The organism is Streptomyces sp. SID11385 (assembly GCF_010548245.1).
Taxonomy (GTDB): domain Bacteria; phylum Actinomycetota; class Actinomycetes; order Streptomycetales; family Streptomycetaceae; genus Streptomyces.
Window position 1 is genome coordinate 19,652 of record NZ_JAAGLR010000971.1, and the last position, 25,526, is coordinate 45,177.

The 25,526-nt window shown below is 73.6% G+C and carries 13 protein-coding genes and 1 tRNA gene; 3 read left to right on the forward strand and 11 right to left on the reverse strand.

The annotated features are described in order from the left end of the window. Positions 1-7: 7 nt before the first annotated feature. Genes G3I42_RS29455 through G3I42_RS29470 form a run of 4 tightly spaced genes read right to left on the reverse strand, consistent with a single transcriptional unit; the run spans position 8 to position 15,493 of the window. The gene (locus G3I42_RS29455) at positions 8-2,083 is read right to left on the reverse strand and encodes a Gfo/Idh/MocA family oxidoreductase (protein ID WP_164290794.1); all 2,076 of its coding nucleotides are present in this window, start codon (positions 2,081-2,083) and stop codon (positions 8-10) included. Then, the gene (locus G3I42_RS29460; RefSeq protein ID WP_164290795.1) at positions 2,080-3,231 is read right to left on the reverse strand and encodes a saccharopine dehydrogenase NADP-binding domain-containing protein; all 1,152 of its coding nucleotides are present in this window, start codon (positions 3,229-3,231) and stop codon (positions 2,080-2,082) included. The genes G3I42_RS29455 and G3I42_RS29460 overlap by 4 nt, the downstream gene beginning before the upstream one ends. Next, the gene (locus G3I42_RS29465; RefSeq protein WP_164290796.1) at positions 3,228-8,780 is read right to left on the reverse strand and encodes a non-ribosomal peptide synthetase; all 5,553 of its coding nucleotides are present in this window, start codon (positions 8,778-8,780) and stop codon (positions 3,228-3,230) included. Before G3I42_RS29465 ends, G3I42_RS29460 begins: the two co-directional genes overlap by 4 nt. Beyond that, positions 8,777-15,493, reverse strand: coding sequence for an amino acid adenylation domain-containing protein (locus G3I42_RS29470; RefSeq protein WP_343244701.1), 6,717 nt, complete (start codon positions 15,491-15,493; stop codon positions 8,777-8,779). The genes G3I42_RS29465 and G3I42_RS29470 overlap by 4 nt, the downstream gene beginning before the upstream one ends. 178 nt (positions 15,494-15,671) lie before the next feature. On the opposite strand from G3I42_RS29470, the gene G3I42_RS29475 reads away from it, so the two are divergent. Continuing rightward, on the forward strand, positions 15,672-17,333 hold the full coding sequence (locus tag G3I42_RS29475) for a (2,3-dihydroxybenzoyl)adenylate synthase (RefSeq protein WP_164290797.1): 1,662 nt from the start codon (positions 15,672-15,674) through the stop codon (positions 17,331-17,333). 73 nt (positions 17,334-17,406) lie between these two features. Here G3I42_RS29475 and G3I42_RS29480 read toward each other — a convergent pair whose 3' ends face one another. The 7 genes from G3I42_RS29480 to G3I42_RS29515 all read right to left on the reverse strand — a co-directional run bounded on the left by G3I42_RS29480 (position 17,407) and on the right by G3I42_RS29515 (position 23,815). Beyond that, positions 17,407-18,990 carry an ATP-binding cassette domain-containing protein gene (locus G3I42_RS29480; protein ID WP_164290798.1) on the reverse strand — a complete coding sequence of 528 codons (1,584 nt, stop codon included), beginning with the start codon at positions 18,988-18,990 and terminating at the stop codon, positions 17,407-17,409. Continuing rightward, entirely contained in the window at positions 18,987-19,847 is an 861-nt protein-coding gene (locus tag G3I42_RS29485; protein ID WP_164290799.1) for an ABC transporter permease subunit, read from the reverse strand. The genes G3I42_RS29480 and G3I42_RS29485 overlap by 4 nt, the downstream gene beginning before the upstream one ends. After that, the gene (locus G3I42_RS29490) at positions 19,844-20,794 is read right to left on the reverse strand and encodes an ABC transporter permease (RefSeq protein ID WP_164290800.1); all 951 of its coding nucleotides are present in this window, start codon (positions 20,792-20,794) and stop codon (positions 19,844-19,846) included. Before G3I42_RS29490 ends, G3I42_RS29485 begins: the two co-directional genes overlap by 4 nt. Continuing rightward, a complete protein-coding gene (locus tag G3I42_RS29495) occupies positions 20,791-22,377 on the reverse strand; it encodes an ABC transporter substrate-binding protein (RefSeq protein ID WP_164290801.1) in 1,587 nt (528 codons plus the stop codon). The genes G3I42_RS29490 and G3I42_RS29495 overlap by 4 nt, the downstream gene beginning before the upstream one ends. A gap of 72 nt (positions 22,378-22,449) precedes the next feature. Continuing rightward, the gene (locus tag G3I42_RS29500) at positions 22,450-22,677 is read right to left on the reverse strand and encodes a ferredoxin (protein WP_164290802.1); all 228 of its coding nucleotides are present in this window, start codon (positions 22,675-22,677) and stop codon (positions 22,450-22,452) included. A gap of 525 nt (positions 22,678-23,202) precedes the next feature. Beyond that, positions 23,203-23,454 (reverse strand): cytochrome c oxidase subunit 4, encoded by a 252-nt coding sequence (locus G3I42_RS29510; RefSeq protein WP_239096760.1) that lies wholly within the window; start codon positions 23,452-23,454, stop codon positions 23,203-23,205. A gap of 287 nt (positions 23,455-23,741) precedes the next feature. After that, positions 23,742-23,815, reverse strand: a tRNA-Pro gene (locus G3I42_RS29515). A 145-nt stretch (positions 23,816-23,960) separates the two neighbouring features. On the opposite strand from G3I42_RS29515, the gene G3I42_RS29520 reads away from it, so the two are divergent. Then, positions 23,961-24,668: a transketolase gene (locus G3I42_RS29520; RefSeq protein ID WP_164290803.1), complete on the forward strand. Its 708-nt coding sequence runs from the start codon at positions 23,961-23,963 to the stop codon at positions 24,666-24,668. Positions 24,669-24,683: 15 nt separating this feature from the next. Beyond that, on the forward strand, positions 24,684-25,526 hold an 843-nt coding region (locus G3I42_RS29525), incomplete at its 3' end, for a transketolase (protein WP_343244702.1).

A 25,526-nucleotide genomic window follows, 5' to 3' on the forward strand; every position in this document is an offset into this window, starting at 1 on the left:
GTGGGTCCTAGCCGTCGGTGGGAGAGAGGAAAGAGGTGGAGCGCGGGGTGTCCGGGGATGCCGGGGCACCCGGGGCCGGTGGGCCGTCGGGCCCGGTCCGGGCGCGCGGCAGGTGCGGTACGGCGGCCGGGTCGGACGGATCCGGGGTCCGGGTGAGCACGGCCAGCGGGGGTGCTCCGGGCCGGGTGGGCAGGGTGCGCGCGGTCATGCCGGACTCGGCGACCACGTCTGCCAGGCCGAAGGGCTCCCAGCGGTAGGAGTCGTGGACCTCGCGTGCTGCCTGCGGCGCGTCGTCCCGGTGGACCCGCCAGGTGGAGTGCAGGCGCATCACGCCGTCCTCCGCCTCGTCCGGTTCGCCGCCGAACGACCACTCGTAGCGGTGGTGTCCGGCGGTCGCGGTGGCGAGCCGGGTCTCGGGCAGGGTCGTCGGCTCCTCGAACTGCATGAGTTCGACGATCACGAGTCCGCCGGGGGCCAGGCGCCGGGTCAGCCGCCGCCACAGCCTGGCCCTCTCCTCGGCGTCGAGGTGGCCGAGCACTCCGCAGAGCAGGACGACGCCGATCCGGTCGGGAAGATTCAGATCGGGGGCGGCGTCGGCGGTGACGGTCACCCGGGTGCGCAGGTCCTCGTCGCTGAAGACCCGGCTGGTGAGCACGGCGCGCATGCCGACCGACGGTTCGCTGGCGATGATCTCCGCGTCCGGCCGGGCCCGTGCGACGGCCTCGGTCAGAAGACCGGTGCCGGCGCCGATGTCCACCACCGGCCCGGTGTCGAGGTCGGCGTCGGCGAGGAGTGCGGCGACGGCGGGTGCGCTCGCGGTCGCGGTGTGTTCGGCGGCGACGAGGTCGAAGAACTCGGCCGACGGGGAGTACGCGGCGGCGTCCGGCGGGGCCGATGCCGTGACCGGGGCGGGGCGGACCGGCTCCCCGGCGGGGCCGGAACCCGTCGCCGCCCGCTCCCCGAGAGGCGGGGCCGACTCGGGGCGGGAATGCCGGGACCGCTCCTGCGCGGGGAAGACGTCGCTCACCGCAAGGGGACGCGGGGTGGCCGGCCGGACGATCTCGGGAGGCCCCAGCCGGGCCGCGAGGTCGGTCCAGATGCGGCACACGGCCAGGTCGTACTGGCCGGCGCGCAGAGCGTCGCCGTCCCGCGCGATCGCGTCGCGGAGTCCGTCGAGCGCGCTGCCGATCGCCTCCGGCCACAGGTCGGAGAAGACGGTACGGAAGGAGCCCGTGCCCCCGATCACCGCCGTGCTCCCGAGTCCCAGGAGGCCGGTGCCGGGGCCGTCCAGGACGAAGCGCCGGTCGGCGTCCCTCCCGATGTGCAGCCGGGGGCTCCACAGGACGGGCCCGTGGGTATCGGCCAGGGTGAGGACCCCGCCCTCCGTGCCGAGGGCGATCCGGTGCCAGTGCAGAGCGTGGTTGTCCCGGTCGGAGGGGTCGAGCTGGTGGTGCACCCGGAGGGTGAGGGGTGTGCCGGCGAACACGCCGTGCAGGGAGCGGAACGGCTGGGGGCCGAGGTCGGTGGGCAACGGTGCCGGGTCGGCGAAGCGCCAGGGACGCAGGGTGCCCATGGCCTGTCCGAGGATGTCCACCAGGGGGTGCAGGAGGTGGATCGGTGTGGCGGCGTCCAGGAAGAGTGGACGTTGCCGTGCGACGAGCCGCCGGGCCGCCTCGATGAAGGAGCGGACCGGGGCGACGTGCGGGTAGTGGGTGTTGAGCCGGTACCGCACCCCTCGGCGGCGGGCGTGTTTGAGGTTGTCCGTCAACTCGGTGAGGTGCACCGGGTGTTCCTGGAGCACGTGGACGCCCCGGTCCATGAGCGCCCGGGCCAGGTCGGTTCCCTGGCCACCGGAGATGGACGAACCCACCGCCACGCAGGCCGCGTCGATGCCGTCGGGGAGGTCGTCGATGTCCGTGCGGAAGGGGACGCCCAAGCTCTCGGCGTACGCCCGGGAGGCTTGCGATCCCCGGCTCAGGATGCCGGCCAGGGTGTATCCGGGGCGTCGGTGTACGGCTTCGGCGTAGAAGCGGCCGAAGTTGGTGCCGCAGACCAGCACGCGCAGTGGTGTCGAGACGCTCACAGGGTCCCCTCCTCCTCCGGCTCGGCGCCGGCGGCCGTCCCGGTGAGCCGCAGGCCGGCGGCCCCGCGGGAGCGCAGGTGCCGCACCACGGCGCCGGGGTCCAGTACGTCGCAGGCGAAGTGGACGCCCGCCGGGACCGTGTCCCGCAGTGCCGCGTCGACCGCCAGGGCCGCCACGGCGGCGGTGAGCCGGTAGCTGCTGGCCGTGCGCAGGGTCAGCCCGGCGCTCGCGGGCGCCCCCGAAGCGGTGCCCGACAGCGCGAAGTCCATGACGTAGTAGGGCTTGCGTCCGGCAAGATCGAGGTCGGCGGCGAGGATGAGCCGCTCCGCCAGGCGGTCCGGGTCCTCCCCGGACGCGAGGCGGCCGGGCAGGAGGTTGAGCAGGGCTCGTACGGCGGGGCCGGGGTGGACGTTGTACCAGTCGAGCCGCTCGACGCCCAGGTCACCGGCGAGGCGTTCGCTCTCGCCGCTGAGGTAGGGCTGTACGGCGACCCGGCCCGGGAACTCCGGGTGCGCGGTGTCCTCGTCGGCGCGCAGGGCGCGCGGCGCGCGACGCCCGCCGCGGACGGCTGCCAGGGCCTCGCCGTAGGCCGCGCCGTCCGCGCCGCCGGAGCTGAGGGAGAGCATCAAGTCGTGCGCCACCGTCGGCGAACAGGGCTCCAGGCCCCCGCAGTACGCGGTCAGCGCGGTGACACCGTCCAGGCCCTGCCCGGCCAGCCAGCGGGGCAGGAGGCTGGACAGGCCGGGCAGCGCGCCCGCCGAGAGGACGACGGCGCGGCTCTCAAGGGCCGGGACGCCGCCCTGGAGAAGGTCCTCGGCGGCCGGGTCGTCGCCGGCCACGTCGACGCAGTGCGCGCCCGCGGCGAGTGCCGCGGAGGCGACGGTGGCGCGGAGCCGGTAGGTGGGACCGACGCAGTTGAGGACGATGTCGCAGCCCTCTGTGAAGGCGCGCAGGCCGTCCGGTGCGGTGGCGTCGGCCCGGACGGTCTCGTCGTGGCCGCCGGGGTTCTCCCCGGCGACCTCGCACAGGGCGGACGCGGTCCGGCCGCCCAGCCGCAGGCCGCTGTGGCCGAGGGCGCGCAGTTCGCGTACCGCGGCCCGGCCGACCGCGCCGGAGGCGCCCAGGACCCCGATCACGGGCTTGGTCATCGGGTGATCGCCCCCTGGGTCAGCTCGGCGAGCGTCTTGAGGATGCCGGGCGCGTGCTCGACGGACAGGCAGCTGTAGTGGTCGCCGCCGATGTCGACGATGTCCAGGTCGCCCAGAGTCAGCTCCTCCCAGTAGGTGGTGACGGCGCTCTTGCTGCCCGGGAAGGGGTAGGCGCCGTCGTGGCGCAGGAAGGTGATGTCACCGGCGTAGGGCTCGGCGTCGTAGCGGGTGATGGCGAAGACGCTCTGCCGGAAGGCGAGGAAGAGCCGGGTCATGTGGTCGGGTTCGTAGGTGCCGGCCGACGCGGGCACCGCCTCGCACATCCGCGCGATCCGGGTGGCGCGGGGGATGTCGGCCAGTTCCCGGAAGCGCCCCGCGACGTCCTCGAACTCGTCGGGCAGTGCGGCGAGTCCGCCGTCCGGCAGGACACCGGGGCTGGAGGCCAGGACCGCGTCGGCCGCCGCCGCCACCCGGTACTGGTCGTCCGGGAAGCCGAGGTCGGCCGGGTCGATGCCCATCATGACGGCGAAGGAGTACTCGGCGAGCAGCTCGTCGTCGAGCCGGAAGCGGGGGCTGTGACTGCTGATGACGGTGAGGCTCTCCACCTCCGCCCCGGACTCGGCCAGGTTGCGGGCCACCTCGGTGGCGATGAGGCCGCCCAGGCAGTAGCCGATGACGTGGAAGCGGCTGCGGCCGTCGGCGGTCAGGGCGCCGGCGTAGTCGGCCGCCATCTGCTCGATGAGCCCGTTCGGCGGGGCGTTGAGGAAGCCGTTCAGGTCCGGGACCTCGATGCCCACGACCTCCGCGAGGCCCGGTGAGCGGCGCCGGATCTCGGTGATCAGCGCGCGGTACGGCATGATCGTCGCGGTTCCGGCGTGGACCAGGACGGTGGTCGGTTCGCCCTCGGAGCGGGCGCCGTGCAGGTGGATCACCGGGTCCGTGCGCACGGCGTCGGCCGCCGGAGCGTCCTCGGCGCCCGCGAGCCCGCGCAGGAACGCGGCGAGCCCGGCGACCGTCGGGCGGCGCAGCATGTGGCGCAGCACGACCTCCCACTCCAGGTCCGCGGCCCGCGGCACGCGTTCCCGCAGGCGCCCCACCATGCGGGCGACGAGGAGCGAGTCGCCGCCGAGGTCGAAGAAGTCGTCGCCGCGGGCGACGCCGTCGACCGCGAGGAGTTCCGACCACAACTCGGCCAGGTCCCTCTCCAGGGCGTCCATGGGCTTCTCGCGCACGAGGGCCGGGGCGCTCTCGCGGGGCAGCCAGCTCCGCAGGCGGGCACGGTCGGTCTTGCCGTTGGCCGTGCGGGGCAGGGCATCGACGACCTGCCACACCGAGGGGAGCATGTACTCCGGGAGCCGGGTCGCCGCCGTGCGGGCCAGTTCGCCCACCGGGACGTGGTGGCGGTCGGCCTTCATCGTGGCGAAGAAGATCTCCTGGCCGGTCAGGGACAGTGCCTCCCGGGCGTCGGGCAAGGAGGTGACCTCGGATGCCCCGTGGGCGTCGAGGAGTTCGCGCCACTGCGCGTGGGTGAGGAAGGACTGCCCGGTGTGCTCGCGCACGTCGGTCCACGTCCGTCCCGCGACCTCCAGGAACTCCATGGAGACGAGCAGCGGCAGGTTCTCGTCGCGGGTGTTCTCCACGAACACGAGCTGTCCGCCCGGCACCAGCAGCTCCCGCAGCCGTCCCACGGCCGCGTCCGCGTCGGCGGCGGCGTGCAGGGTGTTGGCGCAGATCACCACGTCGAAGGTGTTCGGCAGCAGGTGCTGGGCGCGCGGGTCCTCGTCGACGTCGAAGCGCTGGTAGCGGATCCAGGCATGGTCGGCGAAGCGTTCGCGGGCCTCGTTGAGGAAGAACGCGGAGGCGTCGGTGAACAGGTAGTCGACGCCGTACTCGGCGAGGACGGGCACCAGTTCGCCCGTGGTGCCGCCGACGCCGCCGCCCACCTCCAGGATGCGCAGCCGCTCCTCGCCGGTGTGGTTCGCGGCGATCTCGCCCAGGGCGGCGACCATCGCGTGGTTGAGGTGCCGGATGGCGAGGTTGTCGCGGTAGGCGGCGTCCGCGGCCTCGGTCGCCGCGCCCGGGAAGAGCAGGTCCTGGATGCCCGTCCTTCCGGAGACCAGCTCGGGCAGCCGCTCCGCGCAGGTACGCATGACGGTGAGCAGTTCCGAGCTCCAGCCGACCTCGTGTTCCAGCTCCTCGGCCCGCCGCCAGCCCTGTTCCGCCTGGTTCTCCGGGACGGTGACGAGACCGGTGTAGGTGTCGTCGGAGCCCCGGTGGGTGAGGCGGTCGCGTGCCGCCAGGGCCCGCAGCCAGCGCCGCACGATGTGCCGGTGGCGGGGCGTGGCCCGCAGTGCCGTGCCCACCTCGTCCGCCGTGCGCTCGGCGCCGTCCGCGAAGACTCCGGAGGCGTCGAGGACACGGGTCATCTCCGTGAGGGCCACGTCGTCCAGGGCGGCCAGGAACTCCGTAAGCCGCGCGCCGTCGACGGCGGCGGAAGCCCGCCGGACGGCGTCGGCCGCGGCAGCGCGTGCCCGCGTCCGCGTCGCCGGGATTCCGGCACGGTCCTCGTCCGCGTCCGCCGTGCCGTCCTCGCGGGCCGTCTCCACGTACGCGGCGAGGCGCCGGCCTCCGGCCGCGGAGTCGTCGACGATGACGGCGCCCGCGGCGACCCGGGGGTGGGCCTGCACGGCGGCCTCGACCTCGGCCAGCTCGACCCGGTAGCCGCGGATCTTGACCTGGGCGTCCTCCCGGCCCAGGAACTCGATGGTGCCGTCCGGGAGGTAACGCCCGAGATCGCCGGTGCGGTAGAGCCGCTCGCCGGTGGCGGGGTCGGTGAGGAACCGCTCCGCGGTGCGGCTCTCGTCGCCGAAGTAGCCCAGGGCGACGCCCGCGCCGCCGATGTACAGCTCCCCCGGGACCCATTCGGGTCGTGGCCGCAGGTGACGGTCGAGCACGGCGAACGTCTGGTTGGTCAGGGGCGTGCCGTACGGGATGCTCGGGCGTGCGGTGTCCACCTCACCGACCGGATGGGCGAGGGACCAGATCGATCCTTCGGTCGCTCCGCCGAGGGAGACGATCTCCAGCCCGGGGAGGAGTTCACGGGCCTGGTCCGGCAGGGCAACCGGTATCCAGTCACCGGATATGAGGGCGAGACGCAGCGAGACGTCGTCCGTGGGGGGCTCCGAGCGCAGCCAGTCGCACAGCATGTGGAGCTGGCCGGGTACGGAGTTCCACACCGTGACACCGAACTCGCGGACCAGTTCGGCCCAGTGGGAGGGGTCGCCGCGCCGGTCGGCGTGGGGCAGGACCAGGGTGGCGCCGACGGCGAGCGGTCCGAACAGGTCGTAGACGGAGAGGTCGAAGCCGAGTCCCGCGATGCCGAGGACGCGGTCGCGCTCGGTGAGGGTGAAGCGGCGGTTGACGTCCTCGATGGTGTTGAGGGCGGCTCGGTGACTGATCATCACGCCCTTGGGCGTGCCGGTGGAGCCGGAGGTGTAGATGATGTAGGCGAGGTCGTCCGGGTCGCGCGGCGTCTTGTCCGCACCGGATGCGGCGGCGTGCTCGGGGAGCAGGTCGACGGCGAGTGCCGTGACGTCCGCCGGGAGGTCGTCGATCTCGGCGAGCCAGGACTGCGTGAGGACCGTGCGAACGCCCGCGTCCGCGATGATCGTGTCCCGGCGGGCCGGTGGCTGGGCCGTGTCGACGGGCAGATAGGCACCGCCTGCCATGAGCGTGCCGAAGACGGCGACGACCTGCTCCCAGCCCTTGTCCGCCCAGATGGCCACGGGTTCCCCGGGGCGCAGTCCGGACGCGGTCAGTTTCTCGGCGAGAGCGCTCGCCCGCGCCACGAGTTGCCGGTAGGTGAGGGCCGATTCGGGGGTGCGGACCGCGATGGCGTCCGGTGTGGCCCGGGCCTGGGCGAGGACGGGTTCGTGCAGGAGGGCGTCCGGCAGGGGTCCCGCGGTCGCGTTGACCGCGTTGCGGCGCAGCGCCTGTGCCTCGGGGAGCCGGATGTCGGCCGGTGCGTCCCAGGCGGCCTCGCCGCTCCCGCCCTCGGCCGACAGGGCCCGTACGAGTGCGGTGTACGCCTCGAACATGGCGTCGGCCACTCCGTGGGCGAGCGCGCCCTCGCGGATGTCCCAGGACAGGCTCAGCGTGTCGCCGCGGTGCATGACCTGGCAGTCGAGCCACACCTGCGGGGTCCGGGTCACGGCGTACGTCACCTCGGGCGGTACGCCCTCGGAGGTGGCGCCGGTGCCGAGGGCGCTGGTGAAGACGACCGGCATCAGCACGGGGGCGCCGGCCCCGCGGGACAGTTCGGCGAGCACCTCGGAGCCGGTGAACAGGGGATGCGCGAGGTCCTCCAGAAGTCGTCCCCCGACGGAACGCGTGCGCTCGGCGAAGGTGGCGGGGTGGTCCAGGTCCACGGCGAGCAGTTCGAGCGAGGTGAAGTCGCCGACGAGGCGTCCGATGTCCTCGTGCGGGCCGGGCCGGTCCACCGTGGGCACGTTGAGCGTGAAGCGGCCGGTGCGCGACCAGCGGCCCACCGTTTCGGCGTACGCGGTGAGCAGCGCCGTGGAGAGGGTCAGTCCGCGCCGCGCGGCCCGCTCGGCGAGGCGGTCCCGGTCAGCCGCCGGCAGCAGGACTTCCAGCCTGCGGAAGGTCACCGCGTGCGTGGCAGCCGGAGTACGGCCCGTCTCCCCCGGGTCGCCGTTCCCGGCCTCCCAGGCTTCGGCGAGGGGCAGTTCGGGCGCGGGCGGCAGGGTGTCGAGCCGTTCGGTCCAGTAGGCGCGGTCGCGGGCGTGCGCGTCGGAGTCGGCGAGGGCGCGGCGGGCCAGGACGTAGTCGCGGAAGGCGATCCGGGGTGCCGCGGAGAGGGGTTCGCCGCCGTAGCTCCGCTGGAACTCCGCGAGCAGGATGCGCAGGCTGGCGTGGTCGACGACCAGCATGTCGAAGGAGAGGTGCAGCACGGCCCGCTGCGCGGTCCGGCTCACGTGCGCCGCGAAGAGCGGCCACCGGTCGGTGGGCGCCTCGCGCGCGGCCAGCCGCGCACGGGTGCGTTCCACCTCGGCCTCGGCGGCGGCCGGCGCGAGAGCGGTCAGGTCGTCGGCCTCGACGGCGAAGGGGGGTACGTCGGCCAGGACTTGCTGGTAGCCGTCGTGGTGGATGACGGCGCGGAGCATGTCGTGCCGACGGACCAGCTCCCGCCACGACGCGGTGACGCGGTCCACGTCGAGGTCGGGGTATTCCAGTTCGACGTAGGCGTGGCAGCCGACACCGCCGTAGGCGTAGGCGTCGGTGCGGCCGATCAGGTAGGCGGCCTGGATGTCCGTCAGCGGGAAGGGCTCGTGGCGGTTGTCCGGGTCGGCCCGCAGCGTCGGTTCCTCCGCCTCCAGGTGGCGCAGGATGGCTTCCTTGTGGCTCCGCAGTTCGTCGCGGTGTCCGTCGGTGAGGCGGCCCTGGGGGGCGCGGAAACGCAGTTGCCCGTCCTGTGCCCAGAGCACCACGCCCTCGTCGGCGTAGCGGGCCAGCAGTTCAGCGATGTTCACAGCTCTCCGGTCTCGTAGGCGGTCCCGTGGGCCGCGAGCGTTCGGGTGATGTCCGCGGCGAGCGCGGCGAGGGTCGGTGCGGCGAAGAAGCGCCGGGCGGGCACGGTGGCCCCGAGGCGGCGCTCGATCGCGGTGAGCAGGCGCAGGGCGGTGAGGCTGTCGCCGCCCGCGGTGAAGAAGTTGGCGTGGCGGTCGGGCGTCCAGTGGGGCAGGTGCTCGCTCCACAGACCGGCGAGGGCGGTCTCGGTCTCCCCGCGCGGCGATTCGGCCACCGCGGGTGCCGTCTCCGGCCCGGCCAGAGCGGTCAGGGCCGTCCGGTCGACCTTGCCGTTCGCGGTGAGCGGCAGGGCCGGCAGCAGCTGGATGCGGGAGGGGACCGCGTAGCCGGGTACGCGCTCGGCCAGCAGGGCGAAAAGGCTCTCGGTGAGGTCGGGGCCCGCCGCGGGCGCGCCGGGTTCGACGGCGCCTGCGGGCTCGGCCTGCCTCGGCTCGTGCGGTACGGCGAAGGCGGCCAGGCGCTTCGCGGTACGCTCCCCCACCGCCACGACGGCGGCCCGGGCGACGGCCGGGTGGGACTCGAGCGCGGCCTCGATCTCGCCGGCCTCGATGCGGTGGCCGGCGATCTTCAGCTGGCTGTCGAGGCGGCCCAGGAACTCCAGCAGGCCGTCTCCCCGGAACCGGCCCAGGTCACCGGTCCGGTACCAGCGCCGCCCGTCCTGTTCGACGAACTTCTCGGCGGTGCGGGCCGGGTCGCCCAGGTAGCCGCGGGCCAGTCCCGCACCGCCGATCCACAGTTCGCCGGGTGCCCAGTCGGGGCAGTCCCGTCCGTCCCGGTCGACCACACGGTAGTGCTGCCCGGTCAGGGGGCGTCCGTAGGGGATGGAGACCCAGCGAGGGTCCGTTACCTCGACGGTGAGCGTGTTGGACCAGATGGCGGCCTCGGTCGCACCGCCCATGGCGACGAAGGCGCAGGGCCGCGCGGTGCGTTGCCGCAGCCGGCCGGGCAGGTCGAGGCCGATCCAGTCGCCGGAGACCAGTGCGGTCCGCAGCCCGGCCAGGCGCCCGCCCTCCGCCTCCTGCTCGTCCGCGTCGAGGAGCAGGTCGAGCAGGGCCGGGACGGTGTTCCAGACGGTCACCCCGTGGCGGTCGAGCAGGCTCGGCCAGCGGGCCGGTTCGCGGCGCAGGTCCTCGGTGGGCAGCAGGAGTGATCCGCCGGCGCCGAGCAGTCCGAAGACGTCGTACACGGACAGGTCGAAGTCCAGTGCCGACAGGGCGAGGACCCGGTCGTCCCCGCCGATGCCGTGACGGGCGTTGATGTCGGCGATCGTGTTCCAGGCGGCTGCGTGGGTGATCCGCACCCCCTTGGGCTCGCCGGTGGAACCCGAGGTGAAGATGACGTAGGCGAGTGCTTCGGGAGACGTCGGCGACGGTGCGGGCAGCGGCTCGGGGCCCTGCGTGTCCGCGACGGACAACGCGCGAGGAGCCGTTCCCCCGGGAACGGGCCAGTCGCCGATGACGACGTGGAAGGCCGCGGTGGCGCGCACCCGCTCCAGTCGTGCGGCGGGCTGTTCGAGGCTCAGCGGTACGTAGGCGCCGCCGGCCGCGAGGACGCCGAGGACCGCGGCGATCTGCTCCGGTCCCTTGGGCAGGGTCACCGCGACCAGGTCGCCCGGAGCCACGCCGACATCGCCGAGGGCGGCGGCCGTGCGCAGCGCCCGGTCGGCGAGGGCCGCGTACGTCACCTCCTCCCCCGCGGTCGTGACAAGGGCGGTCCGGTCGGGGGCGGCCTTCGCGTGGGCGAAGAACGCCGCGTGCAGCGGGCGCGGCACCACCGGTTCCAGGGCGGCCTCCCGTGCGGCGGCGGCGCGCCGTTCGAGGTGGGAGGAGGGCGGCAGGTCGGGCAACGGCGCGTCCCAGTCACCGGCGGCGACGTACTCCAGCAGCCTTTCGTAGGCGCCGAACATCGCGTCCAGCACACCCTCGGGGAAGAGTTCGTCGACGGCGTCCCAGGTGACGACCAGGTTCCCGGACTCCTCGGTGACCTGATTGTCCAGACACACCTGCGGAGACTGCGAGATGCCCCAGACCTTCGCGGGGAAGCCGGTGTCCGGCCCGGCCAGCGTCGCGTCGCCGACGCCGATGGCGCTGGTGAACACCACGGGCGCGGCGGCGTCGACGGTGCCCGTCCGGCGGCCGAACTCCCTCAGCAGCCAGTCGATCGGGACGTTCAGGTGGTCCAGGTCCTCCGCCTGGCGGTGTTGCAGTGCCTCGGCCGCCGCCAGCCAGGACGCCCCTTCGCGCCGGTGCCCCGCCAGCGAGAGGGAGGTGAAGTCGCCCAGTACCCGGTGGATGTGGGGGTGGACGTCGCGGCGGTTGAAGAGGGTGAGCGTGACGGTCACCGCGTCCGTCCCGCTCCAGGTCTCCAGCACCTCCGCGTACAGGGCCAGCAGGACGGTGGACGGGGTGAGGCCGTGCCGGGCCGCCTCCCGCTTGACGGCCAGCCAGTCCTCGGCGGGCAGACTCAGCCGGCGCCGGGTGAAGACGGGCGTGTCGAGAGTCGCCGGGTCCCGGTCGAGGGGCAGAGCCGGCGGGGGCGGGAGTGCGGACAGCCGTTCCTGCCAGTGGGCGCGGGCCCGCTCGGCCGACTCCGGGTCTGCGGGGAGCCTGGTGAGGTAGTCGCGGAACGACACGCCGACGGGCGGCAGTTCGTGCTCGGGGTCTGTGTAGAGCGCGTTCAGTTCGGCGTAGAGCGTCGTGATGGAAAGGGCGTCGAGGACCAGGTAGTCCAGGCCGACGCCGACGCGGGTGCGTGCGGTGTCGGCGTCGTGGTAGCGGACCGCCTCGACAGCGAAGAGGGGCCACCGGGCGGGGTCGCGCACCTGCTGGGACAGGCGGGCGCGCAGGCCGGCCAACGCCTCGGTGGCGTCTCCGGCCGGGGCGTCCGCCACCGGTATGCGCAGAGGCGGTACGTCGGGCAGGACACGCTGGTGTCCGTCCTCCACGACCGCCCGGAGCATGCCGTGCCGCCGGACAAGGGTGTTCCAGGCACGCTCCAGTCGGCCGAGGTCGACGTCGGTGCCGTCGAACTCGGTGTAGTGCCAGGTGCCGACGCCGCCGAGGGTGAAACGGGGGTCGCGCCCGGTGGAGTAGGCGGCCTGGACGTCCGTGAGCGGGAAGGGCTCGTGGGCGTGGTCCGGGTCGGGCACGAGGACCGGGGTGGCGGCCGGAGCGGGATCTGCGTCGGCGGCGGCCCGGGGGTGCAGCGTCTCGCAGAAGTGCCGCAGCACGGGGTGGGCGAAGAGGTCGGCCACGCGGGCGCCGGGAAACCCGGCGGCACGCAGCCGGCCGATCATCCGGGTCGCGACGAGCGAGTCCCCGCCGAGCAGGAAGAAGCTGCTCTCCCGGCCCACTCCGGGAACGCCGAGCAGATCGGCCCACTGCGCCGCCACCACGGCCTCCACCGGTCCGACCGGTGCCGAGACGCGGGGGCCGTCGTCCCCGGCCGCCTCGGTCAGCGCCCGGCGCACGGCCGCCCGGTCCAGCTTGCCGTTGGCGGTCAGCGGCAGGTCGCGCAGGACGAGCAGGCGTTCGGGGACCATGTAGGCGGGAAGCCGCCGCGCCGCCCGCAGCCGTACCTGGTCGGGATCGGGTGCTTCGCCGGGGGCGGACACGGCCGCCGCGAGGTGCCGCACGGGCGTGTCGAGGACGCAGGCGACCGCGTGCAGCACGGTGGGGTCGTCCTCCAGGGCGGATTCCACCTCGCCGAGTTCGATCCGGTGACCGCCGATCTTCACCTGGTGGTCGGCGCGGCCGAGGAACTCCAGTACGCTGTCGGGCCGGTAGCGGGCCAGGTCCCCGCTGCGGTACCAGCGTGCGCCGTCGTACTCGACGAAGCGTTCGGCGGTGCGCTCGGGGTCCGCCCGGTAGCCGTTGGCCACGCCGGGCCCGCCGATCCACAGTTCGCCGGGGACGAGGTCCGGGCAGTCGCGCCCCCGTCCGTCCACGACCCGGGCCCGCATGTTGCGCAGCGGAACACCGTAGGGGACGGACTTCCAGGCGGGGTCGGTCTCCTCGACCTCGAAGACCGTGGAATGGACGGCGGCCTCCGTCATGCCGCCGAGCGCCACGAAGCGGCAGCCGGGCACGAGGGCGCGCAACCTGCGGGGCTGGTCGAGGCCGATCCAGTCCCCGCCGAGCAGCACCATGTGCAGGGAGTCGCCGAGGTCGTCGTCCTCGCCCGCGGCCATCAGCAGGTCCAGCAGGGCGGGCACGCACTGCACCAGCGTCACCCCGTGCGCGCGCACCAGGCGGGCCCAGTGGTGGGCGTCGCGGCGGTGCTCCTGTCCGACGGCCACCACCTGGCCGCCGAGCGACAGCGGCGTGAAGATGTCCCATGTGGCCAGGTCGAAGTCGAGCGCGGAGATCGCGAGGGTGCGGTCCTCGGGGCCGAGGCCGAGCCGATCCGCCATCGCCTCGACGGTGTTGACGACCGCGCGGTGGGACACCTCGACGCCCTTGGGCAGCCCGGTGGAGCCGGACGTGAACAGGACGTAGGCGGGCAGGGCGGGGTCCGGCTGGACGACGGGGGCGGGCTCATGCGTCCCGGCGTCCTCCAGGAACAGCACCGGGGCCGCGGAGACCCCCTCGCAGAGCGGTGCGTGCTCCCGGTCGGTGAGCACGGCGGAGGCACCGGCCACGGAGTGGATGCGTTCGCGGCGTACGGCGGGCTGCTCGACGCCGACGGGGGCGTACGCGGCGCCCGCGGCGAGGATGCCGAGGACGGCGGTGATCTGGTCGGCGCCCTTGGGCAGCGTGAGCGCGACGGTGTCGCCCTCGCGCACGCCGTGGCGACGCAGCAGTGCGGCGGTCCTCCGGGCGGTGTCGGCGAGTTCCCCGTAGGTGAGGGTGTCGCCGCCGGCGCGGACGACGGCGACGCGGCCCGGGTCGGTCTCGGCGAGCCGGAAGAAGCGGCTGTGCAGGGCGCGGTCCGGCACGGGGGTGGGCGGCAGTTCGGCCACCGCGCGTCCTGGCAGGACGCCGGGGGCGAGCAGACCGTCCACCGGCTTGGCCCACGTGCCGGGGTCTGTGATCAGACGGGTGACGAGACCACGGTAGGCGTCGAACGCGGCGTCGGGCACTCCTGCCTCGAACACGCCGTCCCTGACGTCCCAGTTGAGGAGGAGACCGCCGTCGAGCTCGGTGACCTGGGCGTCCAGGTGGACCTGTGGGCCCTGGGAGATGATCCAGGAGGGGCGGCCGAAGGTCTTCTGCACGTCCTGCTCGAAGATCTCGCCCAGTCCGATGGCGCTGGTGTACACGACCGGGGCCAGCACCGGGGCTCCCTCGGCGCGGGCGAGGTCGCGCAGGACCTCGACACCGCCGTACGCGCCGTGCGAGATGCCTTCCTGGAGGCGTTCCTGGAGGCCGCGGGCCTGCCGGAAGAACGGCAGGGACGCGCTCATGTCCGCGTCGAGCAGGACCGAGCTGCTGAAGTCCCCGACCAGAGCGGCCACGTCCGGGGTGAACATCTCCCGGTCGAACAGCGGGAGGTTGAGCAGGAAGCGCCGGCTGTCGCTCCAGGCGGCGATGACCTCGGCGAAGGCGGTGGCAAGGGCCGCGGCGGGGGTGATGCCGTACCGGCGTGCGGCGTTGATCAGCGCCGCCTTGTCCGCGGGGCCCAGCCAGTGGTGCAGGCGGCGCGAGTGGGTGAGCGCGGTGTCGCCGGCGCTGACCGGGGTGAGCGGGTCGACGGTGGTCGGCAGGCGCGGCGCGCGGGGCAGGTTCGGCAGGCGCTCGCGCCACCAGGCCGCGTGCCGCTCGCGTTCCGCCTTCCGCCGGGCGTCGTGCTCCACGAGGTAGGTGCGGTAGTCGAGGCCGAGTGGGCGGGGCCGGTCGTCGGGACAGTCGTAGAGGCGGCGCAGATCGGACAGGAGGACGCGCAGGCTCAGGGCGTCGCCGGCCATCATGTCCAGGTCGATCTGCAGCCGGGTCCGGCCGTCGGGGAGCAGGCACAGGGCCGCGCGGAAGACGTCGCCGGAGGTGAGGTCGGGGCGGGCGTGGGTGTTGCGTTCGCGCAGCAGCTCCAGCTCGGTCTCGGCGTCCAGCGGCTCGCGATCGCGCAGGTCGTGGACGGTGAGGGGGGTTCCCGGCGGGCCGAAGCGCTGCCGGCCCTGCTCGTCGAAGACGGCCCTCAGCATGCCGTGGCGGAGCACGAGGGCGCGCAGCGCGGTGGCGAGCCGGTCGGGGTCGACCTCCTGGCCGTCGAGTTCGACGTAGAAGTGCGCGGCGACGCCGCCGAGGGGCTGGCCGTCCTGTCGTCCGATCCAGTAGGCGTGCTGCATCGTCGCCAGCGGGAAGGACTCCGCCGGTTCCTCGTCGGCGGGGTCGCGGAGCGCGGTGGCCGGACCGGCCGGCGCGGGGGGCGTGGGGGCCTCGACGGGATGCTCCTGCCCGAGCAAAGCCCTCCACGCTCCGAGGGTCGGAACGCGGGTCAGCTCCTGGAAGGTGACGCCGCTGCCGGCGCGCCGCCATGTGCCGACCAGGGACATCAACATCAGCGAATCGAGGCCGAGTTCGAAGAGGTCGCGGTCGTCGTCCAGCTCGCGCGGTGTCATCTCCAGCGCGCGAGCCACCGTTTCACGCACGACGTCCGGCGCGAAGAGGGACCTGTCGCCTTTCGCCGTTCGCGCTGGGACGACTGCTTCGTCACTCACTGAGGGGGCCTTCCGGTCCGGGGGGGCGGGTGAAGGGGCCGCGTCGGCGGCGGGGCTTGGCCCGAGAGGCCGAAGCCGCCCTAGATAGAAATGATTTTCATTTCTATACTTCGCATCGTAGTCACACAACGGGCCGTGGCGCCAGAGCCCTCGGCCCGGCGATGAGAGGCAGAACCCCATGACCGAGACAGAACAGATCTGGCCCCAGGCGGAATCGGCCCGCTACCGGGCCGCCGGCCACTGGGAGGGAGTCACCTTCGGCGCACGCCTGCGCCGGGCGGCGGAGGACCACGGCAGCCGGGTCGCCCTCGTCGACGGGGACCGCCGGTGGACCTACGCGGGGCTGGACGCCGAGGCCGACCGCGTCGCCCGCGGACTGCGCGGACTCGGCATCGGACGGGGTGACCGCGTCGTGGTCCAGCTCCCCAATTGCGCCGAGTTCGTGCTCCTCTGGTTCGGGCTCCAGCGCCTCGGAGCGGTTCCGGTGCACGCCATGCCCGCCCACCGCCGGCGGGAGATCAGTCATCTGGTACGCGCGTCGGGTGCGGTGGCCTGTGTGGTGCCCGACCGGCACGCGCGGTGCGACTACCGTGAGCTGATGCGCTCGGTGCGGGCGGAGAGCGGGCCGGGTCGCCCGCCGACCGTCGTCGTGGTCGGCGATCCCGGCCAGGAGGACGGCTTCGTCTCGTTCGAGGCGCTGCGGGCCGCCTCTCCCCCGTCGCCCGGTCGTACCCCCTCGGACGCCCTCGTGTCTCCGGGCGCCGACGACGGCGGGGCGGACCCCTGCCACGTCGCCCTGCTGCTGCTGTCCGGCGGCACCACGGGCCTTCCCAAGCTCATCCCGCGCACGCACGACGCCTACGCGTACAACGCCCGCGCGTGCGCCGAGGTCTGCGCTCTCGACGACCGGACCGTCTACCTGGCGGTGCTGCCGCTCGGGTTCAACTTCTCCTTCGCCTGCCCCGGTGTGCTCGGCACCCTCATGGCCGGCGGCACGGTCGTTGTCGCCCCGGACCCCAGCCCGCAGACGGCGTTCGCTCTCGTCGAGCGGGAGGGCGTCACCCTGACCTCCCTCACGCCGCCGCTCGTCTCCCCCTGGATGGACGAGGCCGCCTCCGGCTCCTGGGACCTCGGCAGCCTCGCCGTGGTGCAGGTGGGCGGGGCCCGGCTGCCCGAGGAGCAGGCCCGGAAGCTCGGCCCGGCGCTCGGGGTGACCGTGCAGCAGGTCTTCGGCATGGCGGAGGGGTTGATCAACCTGACGCGGCTCGACGATCCCGAGGACCTGATCTGCGCCACCCAGGGCCGTCCCGTCTCGCCGGACGACGAGATACTGGTGGTGGACGCCGACGGCAGGCCCGTGCCGGACGGGTCGGCGGGTGAACTGCTCACCCGGGGCCCGTACACGCCCCGCGGTTACTACCGCGCCGAGGAGCACAACCGCACGGCCTTCACCCCCGACGGCTACTACCGGAGCGGCGACGTGGTGCGGCGGCTGCCGTCCGGGCACCTCGTGGTGGTGGGCCGGCTCAAGGACCAGATCAACCGTGGCGGCGAGAAGATCGCCGCGGTCGAGGTGGAGGAGCAGTTGCTCGGGCATCCGGCGATCACCGCGGCGGCGCTGGTGGGTGTCCCGGACGAGCGCAGGGGTGAGCGGAGCGTCGCCTTCGTGGTCTGCGACGGCGAGGCCCCCGGCGTACGGGAGGTGGCCGCCCACCTGAAGGCGCGCGGACTCGCCGAGTACAAGGCGCCGGACGAGGTCGTCCAGGTGGCCGGCCTCCCGCTCACCGCTGTCGGCAAGGTCGACAAGGCCACTCTGGCGCGGGAGTTGCTCCGCCCGTGACGCACGGCACGGAGGGCGCCCGCTGCTGTTCCGGGCGCCCTCCGGCCCACCGTGTGCGGCCTTTCACCCGTGTCTACTTCGGCACGGTGAGGACCGGTCCGCCCCCGTGGGCGAGCAGACCGCGGGTGACGGCGTGTCGGGGGTTCACCAGGACGCGGTCCGCCCGGCCGGCTTCCACCACCCGCCCCTCGTCCAGGACGACGACCTGGTCCGCCCGGGAGGCCGCGGCGGCCAGGTCGTGCGTCACCATGACGACGGTCAGGCCCAGCGTCCGCCGCAGCTCGTCGAGCAGGTCCAGGACTCGGGCAGCCGTCTCCGGGTCGAGCGCCGAGGTGATCTCGTCGCAGACGAGGACACGCGGTCCGGCGGCGAGCGTCCGTGCCAGTGCCACGCGTTGACGCTGGCCCCCCGACAACTCCCCGGGCCGGCGCCCCAGTACGTCCGCCTCAAGCCCGACGAGGCCCAGCAGCCGCACCGCTTCGTCGGACGCGTCCCGCGCCGACCTGCCTCCCACCCCTCTGAGCGGGCGCGTGAGCGCGGCGCTCACGGACTCGCGCGGATTGAGAGCACCGCGGGCGTCCTGTGCGACGAGTTGCACCGGGGCCCCACGCCCCCGTGGTGTGCCGTCGCCGCGCCACTCGGCACTCCCCGCCGCCCTGGGATGAAGCCCCGCGAGGCATCGGGCAAGAGTGGTCTTCCCGGACCCCGACGCCCCCACGACGGCGGTGCAGGAACCGGCCGGGACGGTGAGGGAGACGTCGTGCAGCACGGCTGACCGGCCGTGGCGGGCGTGGAGACCCCGCACGAAGAGCCCGTCGGCCGCGACGGGTTGGGCGGCGGGAGCGCGTCGCGGAGCTTCGCCGGGGGCGCCACCGGCCGAGGAAGCGCGGGAGGGCTGGACGGGCGACGGCGCGACCGGCGACCCGCGCCCGACGATCCGGCCCCCTTCCAGGCGGATCACGTCGCCCGACACCGATCCGAGCCACGCCGGGTCGTGGCTGACCAGCAGCGCGGCGCGGTCCCCCGCCCGCAGGATCTCGGCGAGCAGACCGCGCATCCCGTCCGCCAGAACCGGGTCCAGGCCGCTGGTGGGCTCGTCGAGGACCAGCAGGCCGGGACGCCCCGCCAGGGCCAGCGCGAGGGCCACCCGCTGGGCCTGCCCACCCGACAGTTGCCGGGGCAGCCGACGCCGGAAGTCCCTGTCCGCCGGCAACCGCACGGACAGCAGCAGTTCTTCCACCCGCGCGCGGACATCCTCGCGGCCCGCCGCGGTCGAGCGCAGTCGTACCGCCTCGGCGATCTGGGGGCCGACGCGCAGCGCGGGATTGAGCGAGGAGGCCGGGTCCTGTCCCAGGAAGGAAACGGTTCCGCCACGCAGCCGGCGCGCGTCCGCCCGGTCGAAGGGATCGAGGCCGGCCACCCGGATGGTTCCGGCGCGGACCACCAGCCCCGGACGGGTATGCCCGACCAGGGAGTGCGCCAGGCTGCTCTTGCCCGAGCCGGACCGGCCGACGACTCCCAGCACCTGACCGGGCGACAGCGAGAGGGACGCCTCGCGCAGGACGGGCGGCCCGCCGGCCGCGGGGCCCACCGTCAATCCGCTGATCTCGGCGAGCGTTGCGGCGTCCGAAGCGCCGACAGTCACGCGGCCGGTCACGCGGCACCCCGCCCCGCCCAGTCCGCCAGCCTCCCGGCCAGCAGGCCGACGCAGACGGACAGCAGCACGAGCAACAGCGCCGGAGCGAGGAACGGCGCGACGGCCAGTGTCGCTCCGGGGACGTTCTCCCGCACCATGCGTCCCCAGTCGGGCGCCGTCCCACCCGGTCCGAGGCCGAGGAATCCCGCGGTGGCGGTGAGGTGGAGGGAGGCGACCAGGCGCAGCGCGGTGTCCGTCAGGGCCGGTCCGGCGATGTTGGGCAGCACGTCGTGGCGCAGCACGGCCCAACGGCCGTCGCCCCGGGCCAGTGCGGCTTCCACGTACGCGCTGCCGAGGACGGTGTCCGCCGCGGCACGCAGCACGCGGGTGGAGAAGGGGGCGGTGGCCAGGGCGACCGCCGCCACCAGGGCGGCGTCGCTGCCGGGGAATCCCGCGGCCAGGACGAGGACGACCAGGAGGCCGGGGAGCACGGCGAGTGCGTCCACGCAGCGGAGCAGCAGGTCCCCCAGCCTGCGGGAGACCAGCGCCGCCAGTACGCCGGCGGCCGTCCCGACGACTCCGGCCGCCGCCGTACCGGCCAGGGCGGTGAAGACGATGGCGCGGCCTCCGGCGAGCACCCGGCTCACCACGTCCCGGCCCAGCACGTCGGTGCCGAGGAGGAACCGGCCGTCGGGCGGCTGGAAGGGTGCGGCGAGCTGGGCGGTGGGGCTGTGCGGCGCGACCAGCGGGCCCAGCAGGGCGAACAGAAGGACGAGCAGGGTGGCCGCCCCCGTGATCAGCGGTGGCCGACGGCGTCGGAAGGTGCCCGGCCGATCGGTGCGCACTCGTCCCCCCGGAGGGGTGAGGGCCGTCGTCATCGTCCGCCTCCTTCCCGAGCGCCCAGCAGACGCGCGCAGACGTCACCCGCCAGCAGCACCACGAGCATGACTCCGGCGAGCGCGGTGGCGATGCCCTGCACCATGGGTATGTCCCTCGCGGCTACGGCCAGTTGGAGCTCCCGGCCGATCCCGGGGTAGTCGAAGACGTTCTCCACCACCACCGCCGAGCCGACCAGCGCTCCGGTGGTGAGAGTGAGCGCCTGGAGGGCGGGGCCCGCTGCGTTGGGCAGGATGTGGCGGACGGCGAGCCGCACGCCGCGCACGCCGTTGAGCCGCGCGGCCTCGCAATAGGGACTGGCCGCGACATCGGCGACGGAGACCCGCAGCAGCCTGGTGGCCACCGCGAGGCCGACCGCGCTGAGCGTCAGCACGGGCAGGATCAACGCGTGCGGCACGTCGAGCGGTGTGCCGCCCAGCGGGATGACGGAAACGCGCGGCAGTACCCCCAGCCACACTGCCAAGACGGCGACCAGCAGCGCCGCGATGACGAACTCCGGTATCGCGGCCAGTATTTGGGCGGCCGTCGAGACGAAGCGGTCCGCGGCGCCGCCGCGCAGGCCGGTCCAAAGGCCCAGCAGGGTGGCGAGCGGCGCGGTGACCGCGAGAGTGAGTCCGGCGAGGAGCAGGCTGTTCGGCAGCCGGGACGACAGGACCTCGGTGACCGGACGCTCCCCCACGAAACCGCGGCCCAGGTCCCCCTGCACCGCGTTCGTGAGCCAGTCCGCGTAGCGCTCAGCGGCCGGACGGTCCAGGCCGAGCTCGGCCCGCACCTCGGCGCGCTGTGCCTCCGATGCCTCCACGCCCGCGACCGCGCTCACGGCATCCCCGGGAAGAACCGCCGTCGCTGCGAAGATCACCGCCGACAGCACGACGAGCAGAACGGCCGCCCCCGCGAGGCGACGGCCGACGAAAGCAAGCAGCTTCACGCCAGCGACGCCTGGGAGAAGCCGGGGAACTGCTCGAAGAGGTCGTCGCGTATCCCCCTGACACCCGCAGCCTGGGCGTTCAAGTTCGGTTTGAAGACCGGCAGCACCTGATTGCCGTCCTCCCAGCGCCTCCGCTGCGCCTTCGTGCTCAGCGCCTTCGCTTCCCTGCTGTCGCTCTCGGCACGGGCCTTGGCGACGAGGCCATCGGTCGCGGACTCCTTCCAGCCGAAGGCCGACGGCGATCCACCGGCCGTGTTCATCTGGTAGGTCGACAGGGCGGGGATGGGCATCTGGTAGGAGCCGGCCAAGGGAAGCGCCGCATACGCGGAGAAGTCCGCGTACAGCTGTCCCGCAGGCAGTTCCCGGAGAGAGGCGCGGACACCCACCTTCTTCAGATCCTCGACGAAGAGAGTGGCCATCTCCACCATGCCCGGCGTCTCGGGGCCGGTCGTCAGTGTGACCTTCATCCCATCGGCCCCCGCATCCTTGAGCAGCGCACGGGCCTGCTCCGGGTCGTGGGCGCGCTGGGGCAGGCCCTCGGCGTAGTCGGGGAAACCGACGGAGGGGAGGTCGTTGCCGACCTTGGCGTTGCCGTAGAACACCGTTTTCACCATGGCCTGCCGGTCGACGGCGAGTTTGAAGGCCTTCCGCACCCGGGGGTCGTCGAAGGGCTTGGCGCCCATGTTCATCTGGAAGGAGAGACCGACGAGGTAAGGGCTCTTCGTGGGGGCGAGTTCGACCTTCCCGTTGTCGTCGAGCGTGCGGGCGGTCACGGGTGACAGATCGTGGGCGAAGTCGATCTCGCCGCTGGTGAGCGCGCCGGCCCTGGCGGTGGAGTCCGCGATGGACCGCAGCTCCAGGCCGTCCAGGTGGGGCACGTGGCCGTAATGGTCGTCGAAGCGCTCGAACGCCGAGCCCTGGCCGGCGGTGAACTCGGTCAGCCGGAAGGGACCGCAGCTGGGCATGCCCTTGCGGAAGGTCTTCGTGCCGTTCTTGACGACGAGGAAGTTGCCCTGACAGAGGATCATGCGGCCGTCGGCGATGGGCCGGAGCGTGGGCAGGACGACCTTCAGGTCACCGTCGGCCTTGGCGTGCGCGAGGTCGAAGTTGGCGGCGGCGAGCCGGTACACGGGCAGGGCGCTCTTGGCCGCGAGGGTACTGAGGGAGTGCAGGATGTCGGCGGAGGTCAGTTCGGAGCCGTCGGTGAAGCGGACGCCGGGCCGTACGTGCAGGGTGTAGGCCGACAGGTCGTCGGAGATGTCGATGCCCTTGAGCACGCCGTAGCGGACTCCGTCGGTCCCGCTCGGGTCCAGGTTGCCGAGTGTGCCGTGCCAGGCACGGGCGCGCACCAGATCCAGTGCGGAGGGGCCGTTGAAGAAGTCGAGGGATTCGGAGGCACCGCCGCCGACGAAAGCGGCTCGCAGCGTGCCCCCCGAGCGGGGCGAGGCCCCCGGTGCCGCTTTCCGGTCGGAGTGCGGCTCGTCTGTGGAACAGGCGGCCAGCAGGCCGGGCCCCACCGCCAGAGCCGCGGCGCCCGCCGCGCCTCGGCGGAGGAAGGCGCGGCGATCGAACTGTCTGGGCATGTCTCTCCTTGACGTTCTGCGAGCTGAAGCGGGCACCGGGATGTCTCCACGGCACGTGCACCGGGACGAGGGCTACCGCAGGGTGAGAGCTCCGGACGGGCAGGCCCACAGGGCCTCGCGTACGGCGTCCGACTGGGACTCCGAGGGCTGCTCGGCGAGGACGCGCACGAGCCCGTCCTGCTCGTCCTGGTCGAAGACGGCGGGCGCGGCGAGCACGCACTGCCCCGCCCCGACGCACCGCTCCCGTTCCGCGTTGACCCTCCCGCGTCCGGACGCGCGCTCCTGGTCCGACAAGGCCATGAGGGCCCCCTCCCCTGTCACCGCGCATGCCCTCGGCAGCGCGGCAATCAGACCATAGACGAAAACGACATCCATATTCAACTACTGACTGTGCCGCAGCTGAGGCTTCCGGGCGGTATCGGGGCGCGCGGCCCCCTGGAGTCCGGAAGACCCTGTCCGGCAGGACGTCACTCGGCCCGGGCACAGGGCACCGACGCGAGCCCGTACCGGCGTCGCCCGCGCCCCGCACCCCGCGCGACCAGGAGCGCGAGCTGCCCGACTTCACCGAGTACCGGCTGCGGGAGAGGGACGACAACGGTGTCGACGTTCACGTGCCGCCCCTGACCACATTGGGCACGCAGATGCAGCCGGACACCGCCGTCGCGCGCTCCGACGCGCGGCTCGCCATCGACGTCCCGGCCACCACGATCAAGGAGAACCCGGCCCGCTTCGCGCGCCTCGCCGCCGTCCCTCTCCAGGACCCGGCGGCGGCCGTACGCGAACGGGACCGCGCGGTGAACGACCTCGGTCCCGCCGGGGCGCTGGTCAACGACCGGCACAGACCGGCGCGCACGCGCTGCGCCTCGTCTTCAGCGGTCTCTTCGACCGCTTCCCCACCAGGAAGAGCCACAGCCCTCGCACGACCAGCAGGGCGGCACCCACGGCGGCGAACACGGGGAAGCCGCTCCGTGCCGGGAAGTACGCGCGCTCGTCGGCGACTTCGCGTACCTCGCCGTCCTTCCGGCCCTCCGGCCGCGGGCCGACGCGGGCGTACCCCTCACCGGAGGAACCCGGCAATCAGCGCGGACACCCGGAAGGACACCAGCAACGCCGGCAATGCCTGCCAGGCCCGCGGAGAACACGGCGGCCGGAAGCGGAGCACAGACGGGCTGGGCCGCGTCAGTAGCGAGGGGCGAGGCGGCTTCCCCCCACCGCCATCCGCGCCCCGCACCCCTACCCCGCCCATCGCCCTGACCCGCCGAAACACCGGTCAAGCGAGCCCTGGTCCCCCACTGGTCCCCCAAACGCCTCAGGGCCGGTGTCGGATTTCTCCGATACCGGCCCTGAGCTGCGACTTCGTAAAGTCGGGACGACAGGATTTGAACCTGCGACCCCTTGACCCCCAGTCAAGTGCGCTACCAAGCTGCGCCACGTCCCGATGCGCGAGTGACCTGGGCTTTCGGGTGGGAATCCCGGGCCGGACGCGCACAGAAAGCTTACCGCATCCCGGGCCGTGGTCGTGCCAGGTTTCCGGGCGGGCGGGCATTGACCTCAAGTCCGGTTGAGGTTCTAACGTCGTCGGTATGACGCTCTTCACACCGGCGCAGGCCGGTTCTCAGGGGTACGCGCGGCTTCCGGGCCTCATGTCGCGGCTGACCGGCGACGAGAAGCACGGTCCCGCGGCGACCTCGACGCTCGACGCCCTGTGGGTGCTCTACGACCGGGTGCTGCGGGTGACACCGGAGACGGTGGACGATCCGGGGCGGGACCGGTTCCTGCTGTCGAAGGGGCACGGGCCCATGGCGTACTACGCGGTCCTCGCCGCGAAGGGCTTCGTGCCCGTCGAGTGGCTCGACGACTTCGGCGGCTTCGACGCGCCGCTCGGCTTCCACCCGGACCGCACGCTCGTGCCCGGCGTCGAGATCAGCAGCGGCTCGCTCGGCCACGGGCTGCCGCTCGGGGTCGGGGTCGCGCTGGGTCTCAAGGCGCGCGGTCTGGGCGAGGCGGCCGTATGGGTGCTCGTCGGGGACGCCGAGCTGGACGAGGGCTCGAACGAGGAGGCCGTCGCCTTCGCGGGTGCCTCCGGGCTCGACCGGCTGCACACCCTCGTGATCGACAACGAGTCGGCCCGCTGGGGCCGCCGCGGCGCGCTCGCCGCACGCTTCGCGGCGGGCGGCTGGGCGGTCGAGGAGGTCGACGGCCGCGATCACGAGGCGCTGTACGCGGCCTTCACCGTCCCGCACGCGGGCCGCCCGCTCGCCGTCGTCGCCCACGTCGAAGCCAAGAACTGAACGAGGAGCACCACCGTGGAATCCATGCGTGACCGTTTCGGCACCACCATGACCACTCTGCTGGACGAGGACGAGCGGCTCGCCGTCGTGCTCGCCGTGATCAGCGGCGACCGTTTCACCGAGGCCGCGGAGCGACATCCCGATCGGGTCATCGACCTCGGCATCCGCGAACAGCTGCTCGTGAGCGCGGGCGGCGGGCTCGCGCTCGCCGGGATGCGGCCGGTCCTGCACACCTTCGCGAGCTTCCTCGTGGAACGGCCCTTCGAGCAGGTCAAGCTCGACTTCGGGCACCAGGGCGTCGGCGGCGTCCTGGTCAGCTCCGGGGCCTCCTACGACATCGCCTCGGGCGGCTTCACCCACATGTCGCCGGGCGACGTGGCCCTCGTCGGCACGCTCGACGGGTGGACCGTGCACGTCCCCGGCCACCCCGACGAGGCCGAGACGCTGCTGCGCCACGCGGTGCGGGGCGAGGACCGGGTCTACGTCCGGCTCTCGGAACAGACGAACGCGAAGGCCCGGCCCGTCGACGGGAGCACCCCGCTCGTGCTGCGCGAAGGCCGCGCGGGCGTCGTCCTCGCGGTGGGGCCGCTGCTCGACGAGGTGCTCGCCGCCACCGAGGGCCTCGACGTCACCGTCCTGTACGCGACGACGGTGCGGCCCTTCGACGGCGCGGCACTGCGCGCCGCCGTGGACGCCGCCGACGCGGCGGACGTCGTCCTCGTCGAGCCCTACCTCGCCGGTACCTCCACGGCCGCCGTCGCCGAAGCGCTCGTCGACCGGCCGCACCGCGTCCTGGGCCTCGGGGTCGGCCGCGCCGAGCTGCGCCGGTACGGCTCCCCGGCCGAGCACGTCGCGGCG

Excerpts from the sequence above, each read along its gene's own strand:
- G3I42_RS29495 (WP_164290801.1), bottom strand. The coding sequence starts at position 22,377 with ATGCCCAGACAGTTCGATCGCCGCGCCTTCCTCCGCCGAGGCGCGGCG.
- G3I42_RS29500 (WP_164290802.1), bottom strand. The coding sequence starts at position 22,677 with ATGGCCTTGTCGGACCAGGAGCGCGCGTCCGGACGCGGGAGGGTCAAC.
- G3I42_RS29520 (WP_164290803.1), top strand. The coding sequence starts at position 23,961 with ATGACGCTCTTCACACCGGCGCAGGCCGGTTCTCAGGGGTACGCGCGG.
- G3I42_RS29460 (WP_164290795.1), bottom strand. The coding sequence starts at position 3,231 with ATGACCAAGCCCGTGATCGGGGTCCTGGGCGCCTCCGGCGCGGTCGGC.
- G3I42_RS29485 (WP_164290799.1), bottom strand. The coding sequence starts at position 19,847 with ATGACGACGGCCCTCACCCCTCCGGGGGGACGAGTGCGCACCGATCGG.
- G3I42_RS29475 (WP_164290797.1), top strand. The coding sequence starts at position 15,672 with ATGACCGAGACAGAACAGATCTGGCCCCAGGCGGAATCGGCCCGCTAC.